The sequence below is a fragment of the Rhizobium sp. OAE497 genome, assembly GCF_040546565.1.
GTDB lineage: Bacteria > Pseudomonadota > Alphaproteobacteria > Rhizobiales > Rhizobiaceae > Rhizobium.
Genome location: NZ_JBEPOA010000001.1, coordinates 727,330 through 741,904 on the forward strand (window position 1 = coordinate 727,330; position 14,575 = coordinate 741,904).

General features: G+C 62.3%; 14 protein-coding genes. 7 read left to right on the top strand and 7 right to left on the bottom strand.

Going from position 1 to position 14,575, the window contains the following annotated elements; genetic code table 11:
* Nucleotides 1-234: 234 nt before the first annotated feature.
* Nucleotides 235-1,875, bottom strand: coding sequence for a chaperonin GroEL (gene groL, locus ABIE40_RS03690; RefSeq protein WP_025555501.1), 1,641 nt, complete (start codon nt 1,873-1,875; stop codon nt 235-237).
* A gap of 56 nt (nt 1,876-1,931) precedes the next feature.
* Complete coding sequence (gene groES / locus ABIE40_RS03695; RefSeq protein ID WP_004675403.1) at nt 1,932-2,228, bottom strand: co-chaperone GroES; 297 nt, start codon at nt 2,226-2,228, stop codon at nt 1,932-1,934.
* Nucleotides 2,229-2,442: 214 nt separating this feature from the next.
* Between groES and chrA the strand changes: the two genes are divergently transcribed.
* The 3 genes from chrA to ABIE40_RS03710 all read left to right on the top strand — a co-directional run bounded on the left by chrA (nt 2,443) and on the right by ABIE40_RS03710 (nt 5,774).
* Complete coding sequence (chrA, locus tag ABIE40_RS03700) at nt 2,443-3,825, top strand: chromate efflux transporter (RefSeq protein WP_199626783.1); 1,383 nt, start codon at nt 2,443-2,445, stop codon at nt 3,823-3,825.
* Nucleotides 3,826-3,926: 101 nt separating this feature from the next.
* On the top strand, nt 3,927-4,775 hold the full coding sequence (locus tag ABIE40_RS03705) for a TIGR01459 family HAD-type hydrolase (RefSeq protein ID WP_112713035.1): 849 nt from the start codon (nt 3,927-3,929) through the stop codon (nt 4,773-4,775).
* A 15-nt stretch (nt 4,776-4,790) separates the two neighbouring features.
* Nucleotides 4,791-5,774 (top strand): bifunctional riboflavin kinase/FAD synthetase, encoded by a 984-nt coding sequence (locus ABIE40_RS03710; RefSeq protein WP_199626255.1) that lies wholly within the window; start codon nt 4,791-4,793, stop codon nt 5,772-5,774.
* 98 nt (nt 5,775-5,872) lie between these two features.
* Here the strand turns inward: ABIE40_RS03710 and ABIE40_RS03715 are convergent, their stop codons facing one another.
* On the bottom strand, nt 5,873-7,084 hold the full coding sequence (locus ABIE40_RS03715; protein WP_199626256.1) for an MFS transporter: 1,212 nt from the start codon (nt 7,082-7,084) through the stop codon (nt 5,873-5,875).
* 244 nt (nt 7,085-7,328) lie between these two features.
* On the opposite strand from ABIE40_RS03715, the gene ABIE40_RS03720 reads away from it, so the two are divergent.
* Both ABIE40_RS03720 and mctP read left to right on the top strand, forming a co-directional pair.
* Nucleotides 7,329-7,526: a DUF3311 domain-containing protein gene (locus ABIE40_RS03720; protein WP_112713029.1), complete on the top strand. Its 198-nt coding sequence runs from the start codon at nt 7,329-7,331 to the stop codon at nt 7,524-7,526.
* Nucleotides 7,516-8,991 carry a monocarboxylate uptake permease MctP gene (gene mctP / locus ABIE40_RS03725; RefSeq protein WP_199626257.1) on the top strand — a complete coding sequence of 492 codons (1,476 nt, stop codon included), beginning with the start codon at nt 7,516-7,518 and terminating at the stop codon, nt 8,989-8,991. Before ABIE40_RS03720 ends, mctP begins: the two co-directional genes overlap by 11 nt.
* Nucleotides 8,992-9,022: 31 nt before the next feature.
* On the opposite strand, the gene ABIE40_RS03730 is transcribed toward mctP, so the two are convergent.
* Both ABIE40_RS03730 and ABIE40_RS03735 read right to left on the bottom strand, forming a co-directional pair.
* Entirely contained in the window at nt 9,023-9,457 is a 435-nt protein-coding gene (locus ABIE40_RS03730) for an RES family NAD+ phosphorylase (RefSeq protein WP_199626258.1), read from the bottom strand.
* Nucleotides 9,458-9,459: 2 nt separating this feature from the next.
* Nucleotides 9,460-9,870: an Xre family toxin-antitoxin system antitoxin gene (locus tag ABIE40_RS03735; protein WP_112713023.1), complete on the bottom strand. Its 411-nt coding sequence runs from the start codon at nt 9,868-9,870 to the stop codon at nt 9,460-9,462.
* 279 nt (nt 9,871-10,149) lie between these two features.
* On the opposite strand from ABIE40_RS03735, the gene ileS reads away from it, so the two are divergent.
* A complete protein-coding gene (ileS, locus tag ABIE40_RS03740; protein WP_199626259.1) occupies nt 10,150-13,050 on the top strand; it encodes an isoleucine--tRNA ligase in 2,901 nt (966 codons plus the stop codon).
* Between the two features lie 140 nt (nt 13,051-13,190).
* Entirely contained in the window at nt 13,191-13,820 is a 630-nt protein-coding gene (locus ABIE40_RS03745; RefSeq protein ID WP_199626260.1) for a hypothetical protein, read from the top strand.
* 8 nt (nt 13,821-13,828) lie between these two features.
* Here ABIE40_RS03745 and ABIE40_RS03750 read toward each other — a convergent pair whose 3' ends face one another.
* The gene (locus tag ABIE40_RS03750; RefSeq protein WP_199626261.1) at nt 13,829-14,122 is read right to left on the bottom strand and encodes an SdpI family protein; all 294 of its coding nucleotides are present in this window, start codon (nt 14,120-14,122) and stop codon (nt 13,829-13,831) included.
* Nucleotides 14,119-14,556, bottom strand: a complete 438-nt coding sequence (locus ABIE40_RS03755; RefSeq protein ID WP_199626785.1) for a nucleoside deaminase — start codon at nt 14,554-14,556, stop codon at nt 14,119-14,121. Before ABIE40_RS03755 ends, ABIE40_RS03750 begins: the two co-directional genes overlap by 4 nt.
* Nucleotides 14,557-14,575: the final 19 nt, after the last annotated feature.

Sequence of the window (14,575 nt, forward strand, 5' to 3'; positions counted from 1 at the left end):
CAATTTCACTGAGAGTATTTCACCTGATGACAAAAAACGCCGCTTGGTAAGTCTCGCGAAAGCTTCGGAGTCCGATTTTCACACAAAATAGACGCTTAAACGTTTTACCAGTTCGGTTCCTGTGGCCTCGAAAATTGGTAAGGCCGAATCGGTTCTCCGCAAACAAAAAGGGCGGCCCGAAGACCGCCCTTCCGTAACTGAACCGGTTGGCTCAGATGTGCAGGCTTTCGCCTATCACATCATGTCCATACCGCCCATGCCGCCCATGCCGCCAGGCATGCCAGCCGGAGCGTCCTTCTTCGGCAGCTCGGCGATCATGGCTTCCGTGGTGATCAGCAGCGAAGCAACCGAAGCTGCGTTTTGCAGAGCCGTACGGACGACCTTGACCGGGTCGACGATGCCCATGGCGATCATGTCGCCATATTCGGACGTCTGGGCGTTGTAGCCGTAGTTGTCCTGATCCTTGTCGAGAACCTTGCCGACAACGATCGAAGCTTCGTCACCAGCGTTTTCTGCGATCTGGCGAACCAGAGCCTGCAGAGCGCGGCGGATGATGTTGATGCCAGCTTCCTGGTCGTCGTTCTCACCCTTGGACTTGATCTTCGTGGAAGAGCGCAGCAGAGCGATACCACCGCCCGGTACGATGCCTTCCTGAACAGCAGCGCGCGTCGCGTTCAGAGCGTCGTCGATGCGGTCCTTCTTTTCCTTGACTTCGACTTCCGTCGAACCGCCAACGCGGATAACGGCAACGCCGCCAGCGAGCTTGGCAAGACGTTCCTGCAGCTTTTCGCGGTCGTAGTCGGAAGAGGTTTCTTCGATCTGAGCCTTGATCTGGGCAACGCGGCCTTCGATGTCGGACTTGGCGCCAGCGCCGTCGACGATCGTGGTGTTTTCCTTCGAGATCGAAACCTTCTTGGTACGGCCGAGCATGTCGAGCGTAACGGATTCGAGCTTGATGCCGAGGTCTTCGGAGATGACAGTGCCGCCCGTCAGGATGGCGATGTCTTCCAGCATGGCCTTGCGGCGGTCGCCGAAGCCAGGAGCCTTGACGGCAGCGATCTTGAGGCCGCCGCGCAGCTTGTTGACGACGAGCGTAGCAAGAGCTTCGCCTTCGACGTCTTCAGCGATGATGAGGAGCGGCTTGCCGGTCTGAACGACGGCTTCGAGAACCGGGAGCATCGACTGCAGGTTCGAGAGCTTCTTCTCGTGGAGGAGAATGAAGGCGTCTTCGAGGTCAGCAACCATCTTTTCCGGGTTGGTGACGAAGTACGGGCTCAGGTAGCCGCGGTCGAACTGCATGCCTTCTACGACTTCGAGTTCGGTTTCAGCGGTCTTGGCTTCTTCGACGGTGATAACACCTTCGTTGCCGACCTTCTGCATGGCTTCAGCAATATCGAGACCGATCTGCTTTTCGCCGTTTGCGGAGATCGTGCCGACCTGGGCAACTTCTTCCGAAGTGTTGATCTTCTTGGCCTTGGCCTGGAGATCCTTGACGACTTCGGCAACAGCGAGGTCGATACCGCGCTTCAGGTCCATCGGGTTCATGCCGGCTGCAACAGCCTTGGCGCCTTCGCGAACGATAGCGCGGGCCAGAACCGTTGCAGTCGTCGTGCCGTCGCCGGCGATGTCGTTGGTCTTCGAAGCAACTTCGCGGACCATCTGGGCGCCCATGTTTTCGAACTTGTCTTCAAGTTCGATTTCCTTGGCGACCGACACGCCGTCCTTGGTGATGCGCGGAGCGCCGAAGGACTTGTCGATAACGACGTTACGGCCCTTCGGGCCGAGGGTGACCTGCACTGCGTCAGCGAGGATGTCGACGCCGCGCAGCATCTTTTCGCGCGCAGAGCGGCCGAACTTTACTTCTTTAGCTGCCATTTTGATAACTCCTGAAAAGGGGTGTCAGCGATAATCGGGACGGGATGACCGGCTGATTAGCCGATGATGCCCATGATGTCGGCTTCCTTCATGATGAGAAGGTCTTCGCCGTTGATCTTGACTTCGGTGCCCGACCACTTGCCGAACAGAACGCGGTCGCCAGCCTTGACGTCGAGAGCGACGACCTTGCCGGACTCGTCACGAGCGCCGGAACCGACAGCGACGATTTCGCCTTCCTGCGGCTTTTCCTTAGCGGTGTCCGGGATGATGATGCCACCCTTGGTCTTTTCTTCGGACTCAACGCGGCGAACAACGACGCGGTCGTGAAGGGGGCGGAAATTGGTGCTTGCCATTGTCTAATCCCTCGATCAAATGACATTCGCGGACCGGGGTGGCCCACATGGATGAGTGTTAGCACTCTCCAGTGAGGAGTGCTAGACGCCGTGCATTTAGGGATGGCTCCAGAAAGAGTCAAGGAAAGCCTTCGCGGATTTTTACGCCGGAATTGTGGAGAGGGCCCGAATTAGCGAGAGGGTAGGAGATTTGTCTGACGTGGTTGCCGAACCCATGCCGCGGCCCGCCTTTTCCGAAGCCTTCGCCGTCTGGGCCCGCATCGGCTGCCTGAGCTTCGGCGGCCCCGCCGGCCAGATCGCCCTGATGCATAAGACGGTGGTCGACGAAAAGCGCTGGATCTCCGAAGACCGTTTCCTGCACGCCCTGAATTACTGCATGCTTCTGCCCGGCCCGGAGGCCCAGCAGCTCGCCACCTATATCGGCTGGCTGATGCATGGCGTTCGCGGCGGCATCGCTGCCGGCCTGCTCTTCATCATGCCGGGTTTCCTCGTCATCCTCGTGCTCTCCGGTCTCTACGCCTATTTCCAGAATGCCGAATGGCTGCTGGCGCTGTTTTTCGGCTTGAAGGCCGCCGTGCTCGCTGTTGTCATCGAGGCGCTGATGCGGGTCGCCGGCCGGGCGCTGAAATCGCGCTTTCATTATTATGTGGCGGCCGCCTCCTTCGTGGCGCTCTTCCTGCTTAATCTGCCATTCCCGCTCGTGGTTCTCGCCGCAGGCATCGCCGGCTTCGTCGTCGAGCGCCGCAGGCGAAAGGCGGAGGGTGTGGCGCCTGTCGAGGCTCCGGCGTCGGCGGGAATGCTGTCGGGACTGACCAGCCGCCATATCGCCAGGCCGTTCCTCATTCTCGCCTTCTGGGTCCTCGTGTGGCAGTTCCCGCTGCTTATCGTTCGCGGATTGCATGCGCCATCCGATCTCATCGCCGAGGCGCTGAGCGGCGAGACCAACGTCTTTGCCGCCGTCTTCGTCTTCTTCTCGAAGATGGCCGTCGTGACCTTCGGCGGCGCCTACGCTGTGCTCTCCTATGTCGCGCAGATAGCGGTCGAGCATTATGCCTGGCTGCGCCCCGGCGAGATGCTTGACGGTCTTGCCCTTGCCGAAACGACGCCGGGGCCGCTGGTCCTCGTCCTCTGTTTCGTCGGCTTCATGGCCGGGTTCCGCAATGCGCTCGGCATCGATCCGCTGTTCGGCGGCGTGATCGGCGCTAGCCTCGCGGCATGGGCAACCTTCGTGCCGAGCTTCGTCTGGATCTTCGCCGGGGCGCCCTTCGTCGAGAAGCTCCGCCAGAACAAGATCTTGTCGGCAGCGCTCTCGGCGATCACCGCCGCCGTCGTCGGCGTCATCCTCAATCTGGCGCTCTGGTTCGGCCTGCACGTGCTCTTTGCCGATGTCGGCAATATCGCGCTGTTGTCGCGCGCCACCGGCCTTCCGCTCGTCAGCCTCGCCTGGCCGGTCTGGAGCACGCTGAACATCGCCGCAGCACTGATTTTCGTTGCCGCCTGCGTCATGCTCTTCCGCTTCAAGCTCGGCATGGTCAGCATTCTCGGCTTTGCCGCCGTCGCCGGTCTCGCCGTGCGCGGCGTCGAGCTGCTTCTCTAGCGGCGCGCTCCTGTTTTTGCGCCGCGAGGCCGAAAAAACCTTGCCATCCCGCCGGGCCTTTGCAATGTCACGCCTGACTGAAAAGCAAACGGGATATCGGAATGGCCAAGCGCATCGGAAGTTTTGCGGAAATCACCAGCCAGTATGACGCGGTGTTCTGCGATGTCTGGGGCGTGCTCCACAATGGCGTCGATCCCTTTCCGAAGGCAGCCGCCGCACTGGAAGCCGCACGCGGCGAGGGGCTGACGGTCGTCCTCATCACCAATTCCCCGCGCATCGCCCCGCTGGTCGTCGATCAGCTGCGCCATATCGGCATTCAGGACGGCGCCTATGACCGCATCATCACCTCCGGTGACGTCACCCGCGGCCTGATCGCCGAAGGCCCGAAGAAGGTCTTCCTGCTCGGCCCCGAGCGCGACATCGCCATCATCGAAGGCCTTGGCGTCGAGCGCGTCGATGCCAAGGAAGCAGAGTCCGTCGTCTGTACCGGCTTCTTCGATGACGAGAAGGAAGTGCCGGAAGACTATACGGAGATGCTCAAGGAATTTCAGTCGCGCGACGTGCCGATGATCTGCGCCAATCCGGATCTGGTCGTCGAGCGCGGTCACAAGATGATCCCCTGCGCCGGCGCCATGGCTGCCTATTACAACCAGCTCGGCGGCGCGACCCGCATTGCCGGCAAGCCGCACACGCCGATCTATGACGCCGTGCTCGAGACGGCCAAGGAGCTGCGCGGCGACTTCCCGAAGAGCCGTATTCTCGCAATCGGCGACGGAATGCCGACGGATGTGCGCGGCGCCCTCGATTACGGCCTCGACCTTCTCTATATCAGCGGCGGTATCCACGCGAAGGAATACACGCTGAACGGCGAAACGGATGAAGCCATCCTGCACGCCTATTTGGAGCGTGAGAAGGCCGCGCCGAAGTGGTGGATGCCACGCCTCGCATAAGAAGAAGCCCTGCCGATGACCGTCTTTCACCGCAATGAAACCCGCGAACCGCTGCCATCTCATCTGAGAGGCGGCGTCATTGCCATCGGCAATTTCGACGGCGTCCATCGCGGCCACCAGTCGGTGCTGACGCGGGCGCTGGAGATCGCCAGGGCACGCGGCGTCCCGGCGCTGGTGCTCACCTTCGAGCCGCATCCGCGCACGGTCTTTCGGCCGGATAGCCCGGTTTTCCGCATCACGCCGGCACCTCTCAAGGCCCGTATCCTCGAAGCCCTCGGCTTCGGCGCCGTCATCGAATATCCCTTCGACCGCGAATTCTCGCAGCGCTCGCCTGACGATTTCATCCACGGCATTCTCAAGGATTGGCTCGGCGCCTCCGAGGTCGTCACCGGTGTCGATTTCCATTTCGGCAAGGGCCGCGAAGGCGGCCCTGCCTTCCTGATGGATGCCGGCCAGAAATACGGCTTCGGCGTCACCCTGATCGATGCCTTCCGTGACGAGAATGCCGATGTTGTCTCCTCGAGCCGCATCCGCGGCCTGCTGAAGGATGGCGATGTCAGCGAGGCCGCGGGTCTGCTCGGCTATCACTATACCGCTGAGGCCGAGATCATCGATGGCGAAAAGCTCGGCCGCCAGCTCGGCTTCCCGACAGCCAACATGCAGTTGCCGCCCGAGGCCGAACTCGCCTCCGGCATCTACGCCGTCCGCTTCCGGCTGCAGAACGGCACGCTCCACGATGCGGTCGCCAGCTACGGCCGCCGCCCGACGGTGACCGAAAACGGTGCGCCGCTGCTCGAAACCTACGTCTTCGATTTCAGCGGCGATCTCTACGGCCAGATCTGTTCGGTCTCCTTCTTCGGATATCTCCGGCCGGAACTGAAATTCGACGGCCTCGATCCGCTCGTCGCCCAGATCAAGCGCGACGAAGAAGAGGCGAGGGCACTGCTCTCAGGCGTGCAGCCACTCGGCGAACTCGACCGGCTGATCTGCTTCGGCTGACGCTTTACCGTGTAGCCCCGTGCGCTGCACTTCCCTTCTCCCCTCGGGGAGAAGGTGCCCGAAGGGCGGATGAGGGGGCCAAGCCCTCTGCGTCGGCTTCAGGCAGTCCCCAACGCCGCCGCCTGCTTTCCGCGCGGCAGAGGCGGAAAGGCGAGCGCAATCGCCGCCGCGCCGAGCCCCACCAGCGCCGAGCCGATGAACAGCCAGGAATAGTTCTGGTAAGTATCGAAGATCCAGCCGCCGATCAGCGGCCCGAAGGCCATGCCGATGCTCGACAGCATCGTCGCGGCCCCGAACACCGTACCGATCACCTTCGGCCCGAAATACTCGCGCGCCAGCACCGCATAGAGCGGCATGACCCCGCCATAGGCGCTGCCGAAGATCACCGCGAGCGCGTAGAACTGCCCGAGCTCGCTCACCGCCAGATAGGTCGCCAGCGCCGCCGCCTGCACCAGAAGCCCGGCAACCAGTACCGGCTTGACGCCGAACTTGTCCGCCAGGCTGCCGTAGAGCAGGCGACCGCCGAGACCGGCAAGGCCCTCGACGCTGTAGATGCTGACCGCCGCCATCGGCGCCACGCCGCAGATCGTCGCGTAGCTCACCATATGGAAGATCGGTCCCGAATGGGCCGCGCAGCAGGCAAAGAACGTGCCGCCGAGCACCAGGAACTGCGGCGAGCGGAAGATCTTGCCGAGCGCCGGGCGCTCGCCGCCTGCTGCTTCCACCATGCCTGTGTCGCTCGCCGGAGAGGGCGCGCGGCGAACGAGAAGGGCGGCTGGGATCAGCAGGACCCAGGCGCCGATGCCGATGATCAGCATCGCGGTGCGCCAGTCGTATGCCGAGATCAGCGCCCGGGCGAGCGGCGAGATCGTCATCGGCGCAACGCCCATGCCCGCCGAAACCAATGACACCGCCAGCCCGCGGTTCTCCTCGAACCACTCGGTCGTCGACGCGATCATCGGCGCGAAGAAGGCGCTCGCCGAAATCCCGACGAGGACGCCGTAGGTCAATTGAAACTGCATCAGCGATCCCGCCCGGCTGGCGAGAACCAATGCCAGCCCGAGCAGCAGCGCCCCGATCAGCACGACGGGGCGCGGCCCGAAGCGGTCGCTCAGCGCGCCCCACATGAAGCCGCCGACGCCCATGACGATGAAGTTCAGCGTCATGGCGCTGGCAATGCCGGTATGCGACCAGCCGGTATCGGTGGCGATCGGCGTCTGAAAGATGGCGAGAGAAAACATTGCGCCGAGCGCAACGCATGTCATCAGGGCGCCGGCGGCGACGATGACCCAACGATAGGAACTGCTCATATCCACTTCACTCCCTGTGGATCGAATGGAATGCCAGCGCGGCAAAACCCGTGCTGCACTCCAAGGACGTGCGAGCCGTCGGCATTTCGACAGTGCCACGATAATTTCTGCTTGTCGCCGCCCTCCGCCAAAAATGGCGGTTTCATGGCAAATACGCTTGTCCCGATGCCTGAGGGGTATATGTCTGAACTGTCATATGACGCGGATTCGCTGCGCCCCCACAGCAATGAAAGGCAATCTCAAAATGGATAAAAGGTTTGGAACAGCGGCCTGCTGGCTGCTCGTCATTCCCTATATCGGGCTCCTCTGGGTGCCCTTCTACAATTTCCGTGAGCCGGCTCTCTTCGGCTTTCCGTTCTTCTACTGGTACCAGCTCGCATGGGTGCCGATCACCGCGTTCCTGACCTGGATCGCCTATCGGAGCATGCGCAATGACGACTGAGATCAACGGTACGGCGCTCAGCGTCTTCATCTTCTTCTTCATCCTCGTCACGGTCATGGGCTTTGTCGCAGCCCGCTGGCGCAAGCCGGAAACCCTTGCCCATATCGACGAATGGGGTCTCGGCGGCCGCTCCTTCGGCACCTGGATCACCTGGTTCCTGGTCGGCGGCGATTTCTACACCGCCTACACGGTCATCGCCGTTCCGGCACTCGTCTATACGGTCGGCGCCTACGGCTTCTTCGCGCTGCCTTATACGATCGTCGTCTACCCCTTCGTCTTCATGGTGATGCCGGTTCTCTGGAAGCGTGCCAAGGACTTCGGCTATGTGACGGCGGGTGACGTCGTTCACGGCCAGTATGGCTCGCGCGGTCTCGAGCTCGCAGTCGCCGCAACCGGGGTCATCGCCACCATGCCCTATATCGCCCTGCAGCTCGTCGGCATGACCGCGGTCTTGAAGGCGCTCGGCCTGCATGGCGAACTGCCGCTCGCCATCGCCTTCATCGTGCTGGCGCTCTACACGTACTCGGCGGGTCTGCGCGCCCCGGCGCTGATCGCCTTCGTCAAGGACATCATGATCTATGTCGTGGTGATCGCGGCCGTTGCGCTCATCCCCTCGAAGCTCGGCGGCTATGCCAATGTCTTCGCCTCGGCGGACGCCGCCTTCCAGGCAAAGGGCTCCGGCAACCTGTTGCTCGGCGGCAACCAGTATGTCGCCTATGCGACGCTGGCGCTCGGTTCGGCGCTCGCGGCCTTCATGTATCCGCACACGCTGACCGGCATCTTCGCCTCCAACAGCGGCAACACCATCCGCAAGAACGCAGTGCTGCTGCCGGCCTATACTTTGCTCCTCGGCCTGCTGGCGCTGCTCGGCTATATGGGCCACGCCGCAAACCTGCAGCTGGAAAGCCCGAACGACGTCGTCCCGGCGCTGTTCGAGACGCTGTTTTCCAGCTGGTTCGCAGGCTTTGCCTTCGCGGCGATCGCCATCGGCGCACTCGTGCCTGCGGCCGTCATGAGCATCGGCGCCGCCAACCTCTTCACCCGCAATTTCTGGAAGGCCTACGTCAATCCAGAGGTCAGCGATGCGGGCGAGGCGAAGGTCGCCAAGATCACCTCGCTGGTCGTCAAGATCGGTGCTCTGCTCGTCATCCTCTTCCTGCCGACGCAGTTCGCTCTCGACCTGCAGCTCCTCGGCGGCATCTGGATCCTGCAGACGCTCCCGGCGCTGGTCTTCGGCCTCTACACCAACTGGTTCCGCGCCCCCGGCCTGCTCGCCGGTTGGTTCATTGGCTTCTTTGGCGGCACCTTCCTCGTCTGGATCAACGGCCTGAAGCCACTCCAGCCGATCACGCTCGGAGAGACCTCCTTCACCATCTACATCGGCTTGCTGGCCCTGGTGGCGAATATCCTGGTCGCTGTCGTGGTGAACGTGGTGACGCCTGCGAAGGCGGTTGTGAGAGCTTGAACAATCGATGCAGGCGGCCTCGTGCCGCCTGCTATCGCAGAAGGCGGCTGTCGAAGGGATAATCGAAGGTTGTCTCGACAGCGATGCTGTCGACAGCCGGATGTTTCGGGTTGATCAGGACATTGCGTGCCTGCGGCATGACCACGCTCGGAACCTCGATCAGACAGGCATTTCCTGCCTCCAGCAGCGACGTGCCCAGCGCCTGTGTCGCCGCGAGATCGGCGGTATCAACGTCATTGTCGCCGATACGCATCGATGGCAGCCCGTCCGGATAGGCAATCTTCAGCAGCTTGTAGTGCGACGGCAGATCTTCGAGATCCACGTGAACGAGGATTTCCAGCAGCGCCGTTGACGGATGATCGGCGCAATAGACAACCGGATGTCCTGTCTTGTGCCACCGGCCGGAAGCCAGCAGCCCACCGCGCCCGCTAAGATCCACATGATTGGAGATCCGCCAGAGATACACGGTCAGATATAAATCCCGTGGTCGATGCGCAGAATTGCTTCTTCTACGAGCCTTGCGCCCGTTTCCGATTCAAGAAGATCGATCGGCACGACACCGTTCAGCGAGCGATTGGCCTTACGCAGCCAGCGCTGAGCTTTCTCGTGTTCGCCGAAAACCTTGTCGGCCAGCTCGCTGATGCGGAGGATACGCTGGGCACTGTCGTTTTCCGCCAGCGTCAGCGGCTCGCCCTTCTCGACCCGGCGCGCAAGCGTGCGGCGAGGGGCAACGAAGCGGTAGATCTCGTCCATCGAGAAGCCGCGCTCCTTCAGCCTTTCCACCGAGCGGCCGTCAAACCGCGGCAAGGTTCCGCCGGCCGCCGTCTGCACGAGAGCCTGCGCAGAATGATCTTTCGATGCTGATGAAATGCTGGCCATGATGCTGCTCCGCGCCAAGTGCCCTCAAGTATATGCGCACTTGGCCAAAACTTCAATCGCGCTATCCGGCCTCTTCCTTTTCCCCGCAAAAGCGCCTATGAACCGGCCCGATGAGTAAATTCCGGCTGGCGATTGCGATACGAATTATCGGCCCGGCCTTCCGCGCGCGCTGAGCGGCCGGAAGGTCCGGGTTTTTGGCGCTTGCCGAGCAAGCGCTTCCGTCACCAACAATTCCACATCCGTTGCGCCCTTTGAGGCCGCCAGAAACGATTGCCAGACATGACCGACACAGCCGAAAAGATCGACTACTCGAAGACCCTCTATCTGCCCGAAACCGACTTCCCGATGCGCGCCGGTCTGCCGCAGAAGGAGCCGGAAATCGTTGCCAAGTGGCAGCAGATGAACCTCTACAAGAAGCTGCGCGCTTCGGCCGCCGGCCGCGAGAAGTTCGTGCTCCACGACGGCCCGCCCTATGCCAACGGCAACATCCATATCGGCCACGCGCTGAACAAGATCCTCAAGGACGTCATCACCCGCTCGTTCCAGATGCGCGGTTTCGACTCCAACTATGTTCCGGGCTGGGACTGCCACGGCCTGCCGATCGAGTGGAAGATCGAGGAAGAGAACTACCGCGCCAAGGGGAAGGCCAAGCCTGACCTGACCGAGCCGGCCGCAATGATCGAGTTCCGCCGCGAATGCCGCGCCTATGCCGAAAAGTGGATCGGCATCCAGGGCAGCGAGTTCCAACGCCTCGGCATCATCGGCGATTTCGAAAACCCCTACCTGACGATGAACTTCCATGCGGAAAGCCGCATCGCTGGCGAACTGCTGAAGATCGCCAAGTCGGGCCAGCTCTACCGCGGCTCCAAGCCGATCATGTGGTCGGTCGTCGAGCGCACGGCGCTGGCGGAAGCCGAAGTCGAGTATCACGACTACGAAAGCGACACGATCTGGGTGAAATTCCCGGTCGTGAAGGGTCCGGCTGCGCTCGATAACGCCTTCGTCGTCATCTGGACGACCACGCCCTGGACGATCCCCGGCAACCGGGCGATCGCCTATTCGGCGCGCGTCTCCTACGGCCTCTACGAAGTCACCGCTGCCGAGAACGATTTCGGACCGCAGCCGGGCGAAAAGCTCGTCTTCGCCGACAAGCTCGCAGAGGAATCCTTCGCCAAGGCAAAGCTGCAGTACAAGCGCCTCTCGGATGTGACGGCTGCCGATCTCGCAGGCATCACCTGCGCCCATCCGCTGAAGGGCCAGGGCGGCGGCTATGAATTCGGTGTCCCGCTGCTCGATGGCGACCACGTCACCGATGATGCCGGTACCGGTTTCGTCCACACCGCGCCGTCCCACGGCCGCGAGGACTTTGACGTCTGGACCTCGTCGGTCCGCGAGCTCGATGCCCGCGGCATCGATACCCGGATCCCGTTCCCGGTCGATGATGGCGGCTTCTACACCGCCGATGCGCCCGGCTTCGAAGGTGCCCGCGTCATCGACGACAACGGCAAGAAGGGCGATGCCAACGACCGCGTCATCAAGGCGCTGATCGAGCGCAGCGCGCTGTTTGCGCGCGGCCGCCTGAAGCACCAGTATCCGCATTCCTGGCGCTCCAAGAAGCCGGTCATCTTCCGCAACACGCCGCAGTGGTTCGTCTATATGGACAAGGACCTGAAGGACGGCACGACGCTGCGCACCCGCGCCCTGAAGGCGATCGACGACACCCGCTTCGTTCCGGCTGCCGGCCAGAACCGCCTGCGCGCCATGATCGAGCAGCGCCCGGATTGGGTCCTGTCGCGTCAGCGCGCCTGGGGCGTTCCGATCTGCGTCTTCGTCGACGAGCAGGGCGAAGTGCTGAAGGACGATGCCGTCAACCAGCGCATCCTCGATGCTTTCGATGCAGAAGGCGCCGATGCCTGGTTCGCCGAAGGCGCCAAGGAGCGTTTCCTCGGCAATGAGCATGATCCGGCCCAGTGGAAGCAGGTCATGGACATCCTCGACGTCTGGTTTGACTCGGGCTCGACCCACACCTTCACGCTGGAAGACCGCCCGGACCTGAAGTGGCCGGCCGATCTCTATCTCGAAGGCTCCGACCAGCATCGCGGCTGGTTCCATTCCTCGCTGCTGGAATCCGCTGCCACCCGCGGCCGCGCGCCTTACAACGCCGTTCTCACCCATGGCTTTACCATGGACGAGAAGGGCGAGAAGATGTCGAAGTCGAAGGGCAACGTGACCTCGCCGCAGGAAGTCATGAAGGATGCCGGCGCCGATATCCTGCGCCTCTGGGTCATGACGTCGGACTATGCAGACGACCTGCGCGTCGGCAAGACCATCATCCAGACCAACGTCGATGCCTACCGAAAGCTGCGCAACACCATCCGCTGGATGCTCGGCACGCTGGCGCATGACAAGGGCGAGACCATCGCGCTCGCCGATCTGCCGGAGCTGGAACAGCTGATGCTGCACCGCCTGGCCGAGCTCGACCAGGTCGTCCGCGAAAACTACGATGCCTTCGATTTCAAGAAGATCGCCCGCGCGCTGATCGACTTCTCGAATGTCGAGCTCTCGGCCTTCTACTTCGACATCCGCAAGGACGCGCTCTATTGCGATGCGCCGTCGAGCCTGCGCCGCCGTTCGGCACTCTATGTCATCCGCATGATCTTCGATTGCATGGTGACATGGCTGGCGCCGATGCTGCCGTTCACGACTGAAGAGGCCTGGCTGTCGCGCAATCCGTCGGCCGTCTCGGTCCACCTCGAACAGTTCCCGGCAATCCCGGCAGATTGGAAGAACGAGGCGCTGGCCGAGAAGTGGAAAAAGGTCCGCGCCATCCGCTCGGTCGTCACCGGCGCCCTCGAAATCGAGCGCAAGGACAAGCGCATCGGTTCGTCGCTCGAAGCTGCCCCGGCCGTTCATATCGCCGATGCGGAGCTGAAGGCTGCGCTCGAAGGTCTGGATTTCTCGGAAATCTGCATCACCTCCGACATCGCGATCGATGGCGGCGAAGGTTCTGCCGATGCCTTCCGTCTGCCCGAAGTTCCGGGCGTTTCGGTCGAGCCGAAGCTGGCAGAGGGCGTCAAGTGCGCCCGTTCCTGGCGCATCACCAAGGATGTCGGCTCGGATGAGAAGTATCCGGATGTCTCCGCCCGTGATGCCGCTGCGCTTCGCGAGCTTGGACTGTAAAGCCTGAAGAAAATTGCCGGGTGAATTGCTCTTTGGCGGTTCATCCGGTAAAAGCTGCCTGAAAATGGCCGGATTTTTACGTCAGGGGGACGGACGTCCGGTTGGGCGATGATTGCACCGGCATGGCTGGAAGGGTTTTCATGTTAGCGACGCGTTGGTTCCGTGTAGGCGCCTGCCTCACGGTTGTTATGGCGGCAGGCTCGATGGCTACCGGCTGCACGAGCCCCACTTACGGCACCGGCACGAGCGCAATGGCGCAGCTTGGTGACGATATCGGCCAGTCCGTATCGCTCGCTCCCCAGGAGCCGAAGAACAAGGGCGTCAAGTATCAGCCGCGCCCGACGCTGGTCATGCCCGCACAGGCTTCCAAGGAAACCCTGGTCGAGCCGCAGCAGACCGTCGCCACCAAGGACAATCCGCAGTGGCCGGAATCCCCTGAGGAAACCCGCGCCCGTCTCGTCAAGGAAGCTGACGAGAATTCCGACAGCTCGACCTATGTCTCGCCGCTTGCCAAGAACGGCATCGAAGGCGGCCGGAAAACCGCAGCCGAACAGGCCCAGGCATTCCGCGAAGCCCGCGCCGCCCAGAAGGGCGGCGGCGCCGTGACTGAGCGCCGCTCCATCTCCGATCCGCCGACCGAATACCGTCAGGCTGACGATCCTTCCAAGCTGGATGATCTTGGTGAGCCGGAAGCCAAGAAGGAAAAGAAGCGCAAGAAGGATGCGGCTGTCGCCGGCACCGGCAAGCAGTGGTGGAACCTGCTGCAGTAAGCGGATGCTTACATCTGCCGCGCCGCTGCCCAGCGGCGCACAAGCAGAATGTGGATGATCTGGCAGATCAGAAGAACTGAGCCGGTGATCGCGAATAGCGCGATCATCCCGCTGGCCGCAAAGATCGCGCAGATGACGATCGAAAGACCCGGCACGAAGGCGAAAGCGGCCGCCCGCGGCGCCGACCAGTTGACCTCTCCCCGCAAGGACCATTGCATTGGAATGGCGCTCGTACCTGGCGCGATGCGCAGATAGGCGAAGCCGCCGATCGCGATCATGACGGCGAGAATGACAAGGCTCATGGCGTCTCCCGTTTTCCAGCAAAGAACGTCCTGAGGATATCCGCAGCCTCCGTTTCGTTCAAACCCGAATAGACCTCCGGTGCATGATGGCAGGTCGGTTGCGCATAGAAGCGCACGCCGTTGTCGACTGCGCCGCCCTTCGGATCCTCGGCGCCGTAATAGAGGCGCCGGATGCGGGCAAAGGAGATCGCCGCCGCGCACATCGTGCAGGGCTCCAGCGAAACATAAAGATCGGCCCCGGTCAGGCGCTCCTGTCCAAGCTCCTCGCAGGCCATGCGGATCGCCGCAATCTCGGCATGGGCGGTGACGTCGTTGCGCTCGCGGGTGCGGTTTCCGGAGCGGCCAACGACGACGCCATCAAGCACCACGACGGCGCCGATCGGCACCTCGCCACGCCCGCCGGCAGCGCGCGCTTCCTCGAGCGCCATCTCCATAAACCGATTTGTCTTCACG

What these genes read in the sequence shown, in the direction of transcription:
- groES (WP_004675403.1), bottom strand. Translation starts at nt 2,228, where the DNA reads ATGGCAAGCACCAATTTCCGCCCCCTTCACGACCGCGTCGTTGTTCGC.
- ABIE40_RS03715 (WP_199626256.1), bottom strand. Translation starts at nt 7,084, where the DNA reads ATGAGCAGTTCCTATCGTTGGGTCATCGTCGCCGCCGGCGCCCTGATG.
- ABIE40_RS03720 (WP_112713029.1), top strand. Translation starts at nt 7,329, where the DNA reads ATGGATAAAAGGTTTGGAACAGCGGCCTGCTGGCTGCTCGTCATTCCC.
- ileS (WP_199626259.1), top strand. Translation starts at nt 10,150, where the DNA reads ATGACCGACACAGCCGAAAAGATCGACTACTCGAAGACCCTCTATCTG.
- ABIE40_RS03705 (WP_112713035.1), top strand. Translation starts at nt 3,927, where the DNA reads ATGGCCAAGCGCATCGGAAGTTTTGCGGAAATCACCAGCCAGTATGAC.
- mctP (WP_199626257.1), top strand. Translation starts at nt 7,516, where the DNA reads ATGACGACTGAGATCAACGGTACGGCGCTCAGCGTCTTCATCTTCTTC.
- chrA (WP_199626783.1), top strand. Translation starts at nt 2,443, where the DNA reads ATGCCGCGGCCCGCCTTTTCCGAAGCCTTCGCCGTCTGGGCCCGCATC.
- ABIE40_RS03755 (WP_199626785.1), bottom strand. Translation starts at nt 14,556, where the DNA reads ATGGAGATGGCGCTCGAGGAAGCGCGCGCTGCCGGCGGGCGTGGCGAG.
- ABIE40_RS03745 (WP_199626260.1), top strand. Translation starts at nt 13,191, where the DNA reads ATGTTAGCGACGCGTTGGTTCCGTGTAGGCGCCTGCCTCACGGTTGTT.
- ABIE40_RS03735 (WP_112713023.1), bottom strand. Translation starts at nt 9,870, where the DNA reads ATGGCCAGCATTTCATCAGCATCGAAAGATCATTCTGCGCAGGCTCTC.
- ABIE40_RS03710 (WP_199626255.1), top strand. Translation starts at nt 4,791, where the DNA reads ATGACCGTCTTTCACCGCAATGAAACCCGCGAACCGCTGCCATCTCAT.
- ABIE40_RS03750 (WP_199626261.1), bottom strand. Translation starts at nt 14,122, where the DNA reads ATGAGCCTTGTCATTCTCGCCGTCATGATCGCGATCGGCGGCTTCGCC.
- groL (WP_025555501.1), bottom strand. Translation starts at nt 1,875, where the DNA reads ATGGCAGCTAAAGAAGTAAAGTTCGGCCGCTCTGCGCGCGAAAAGATG.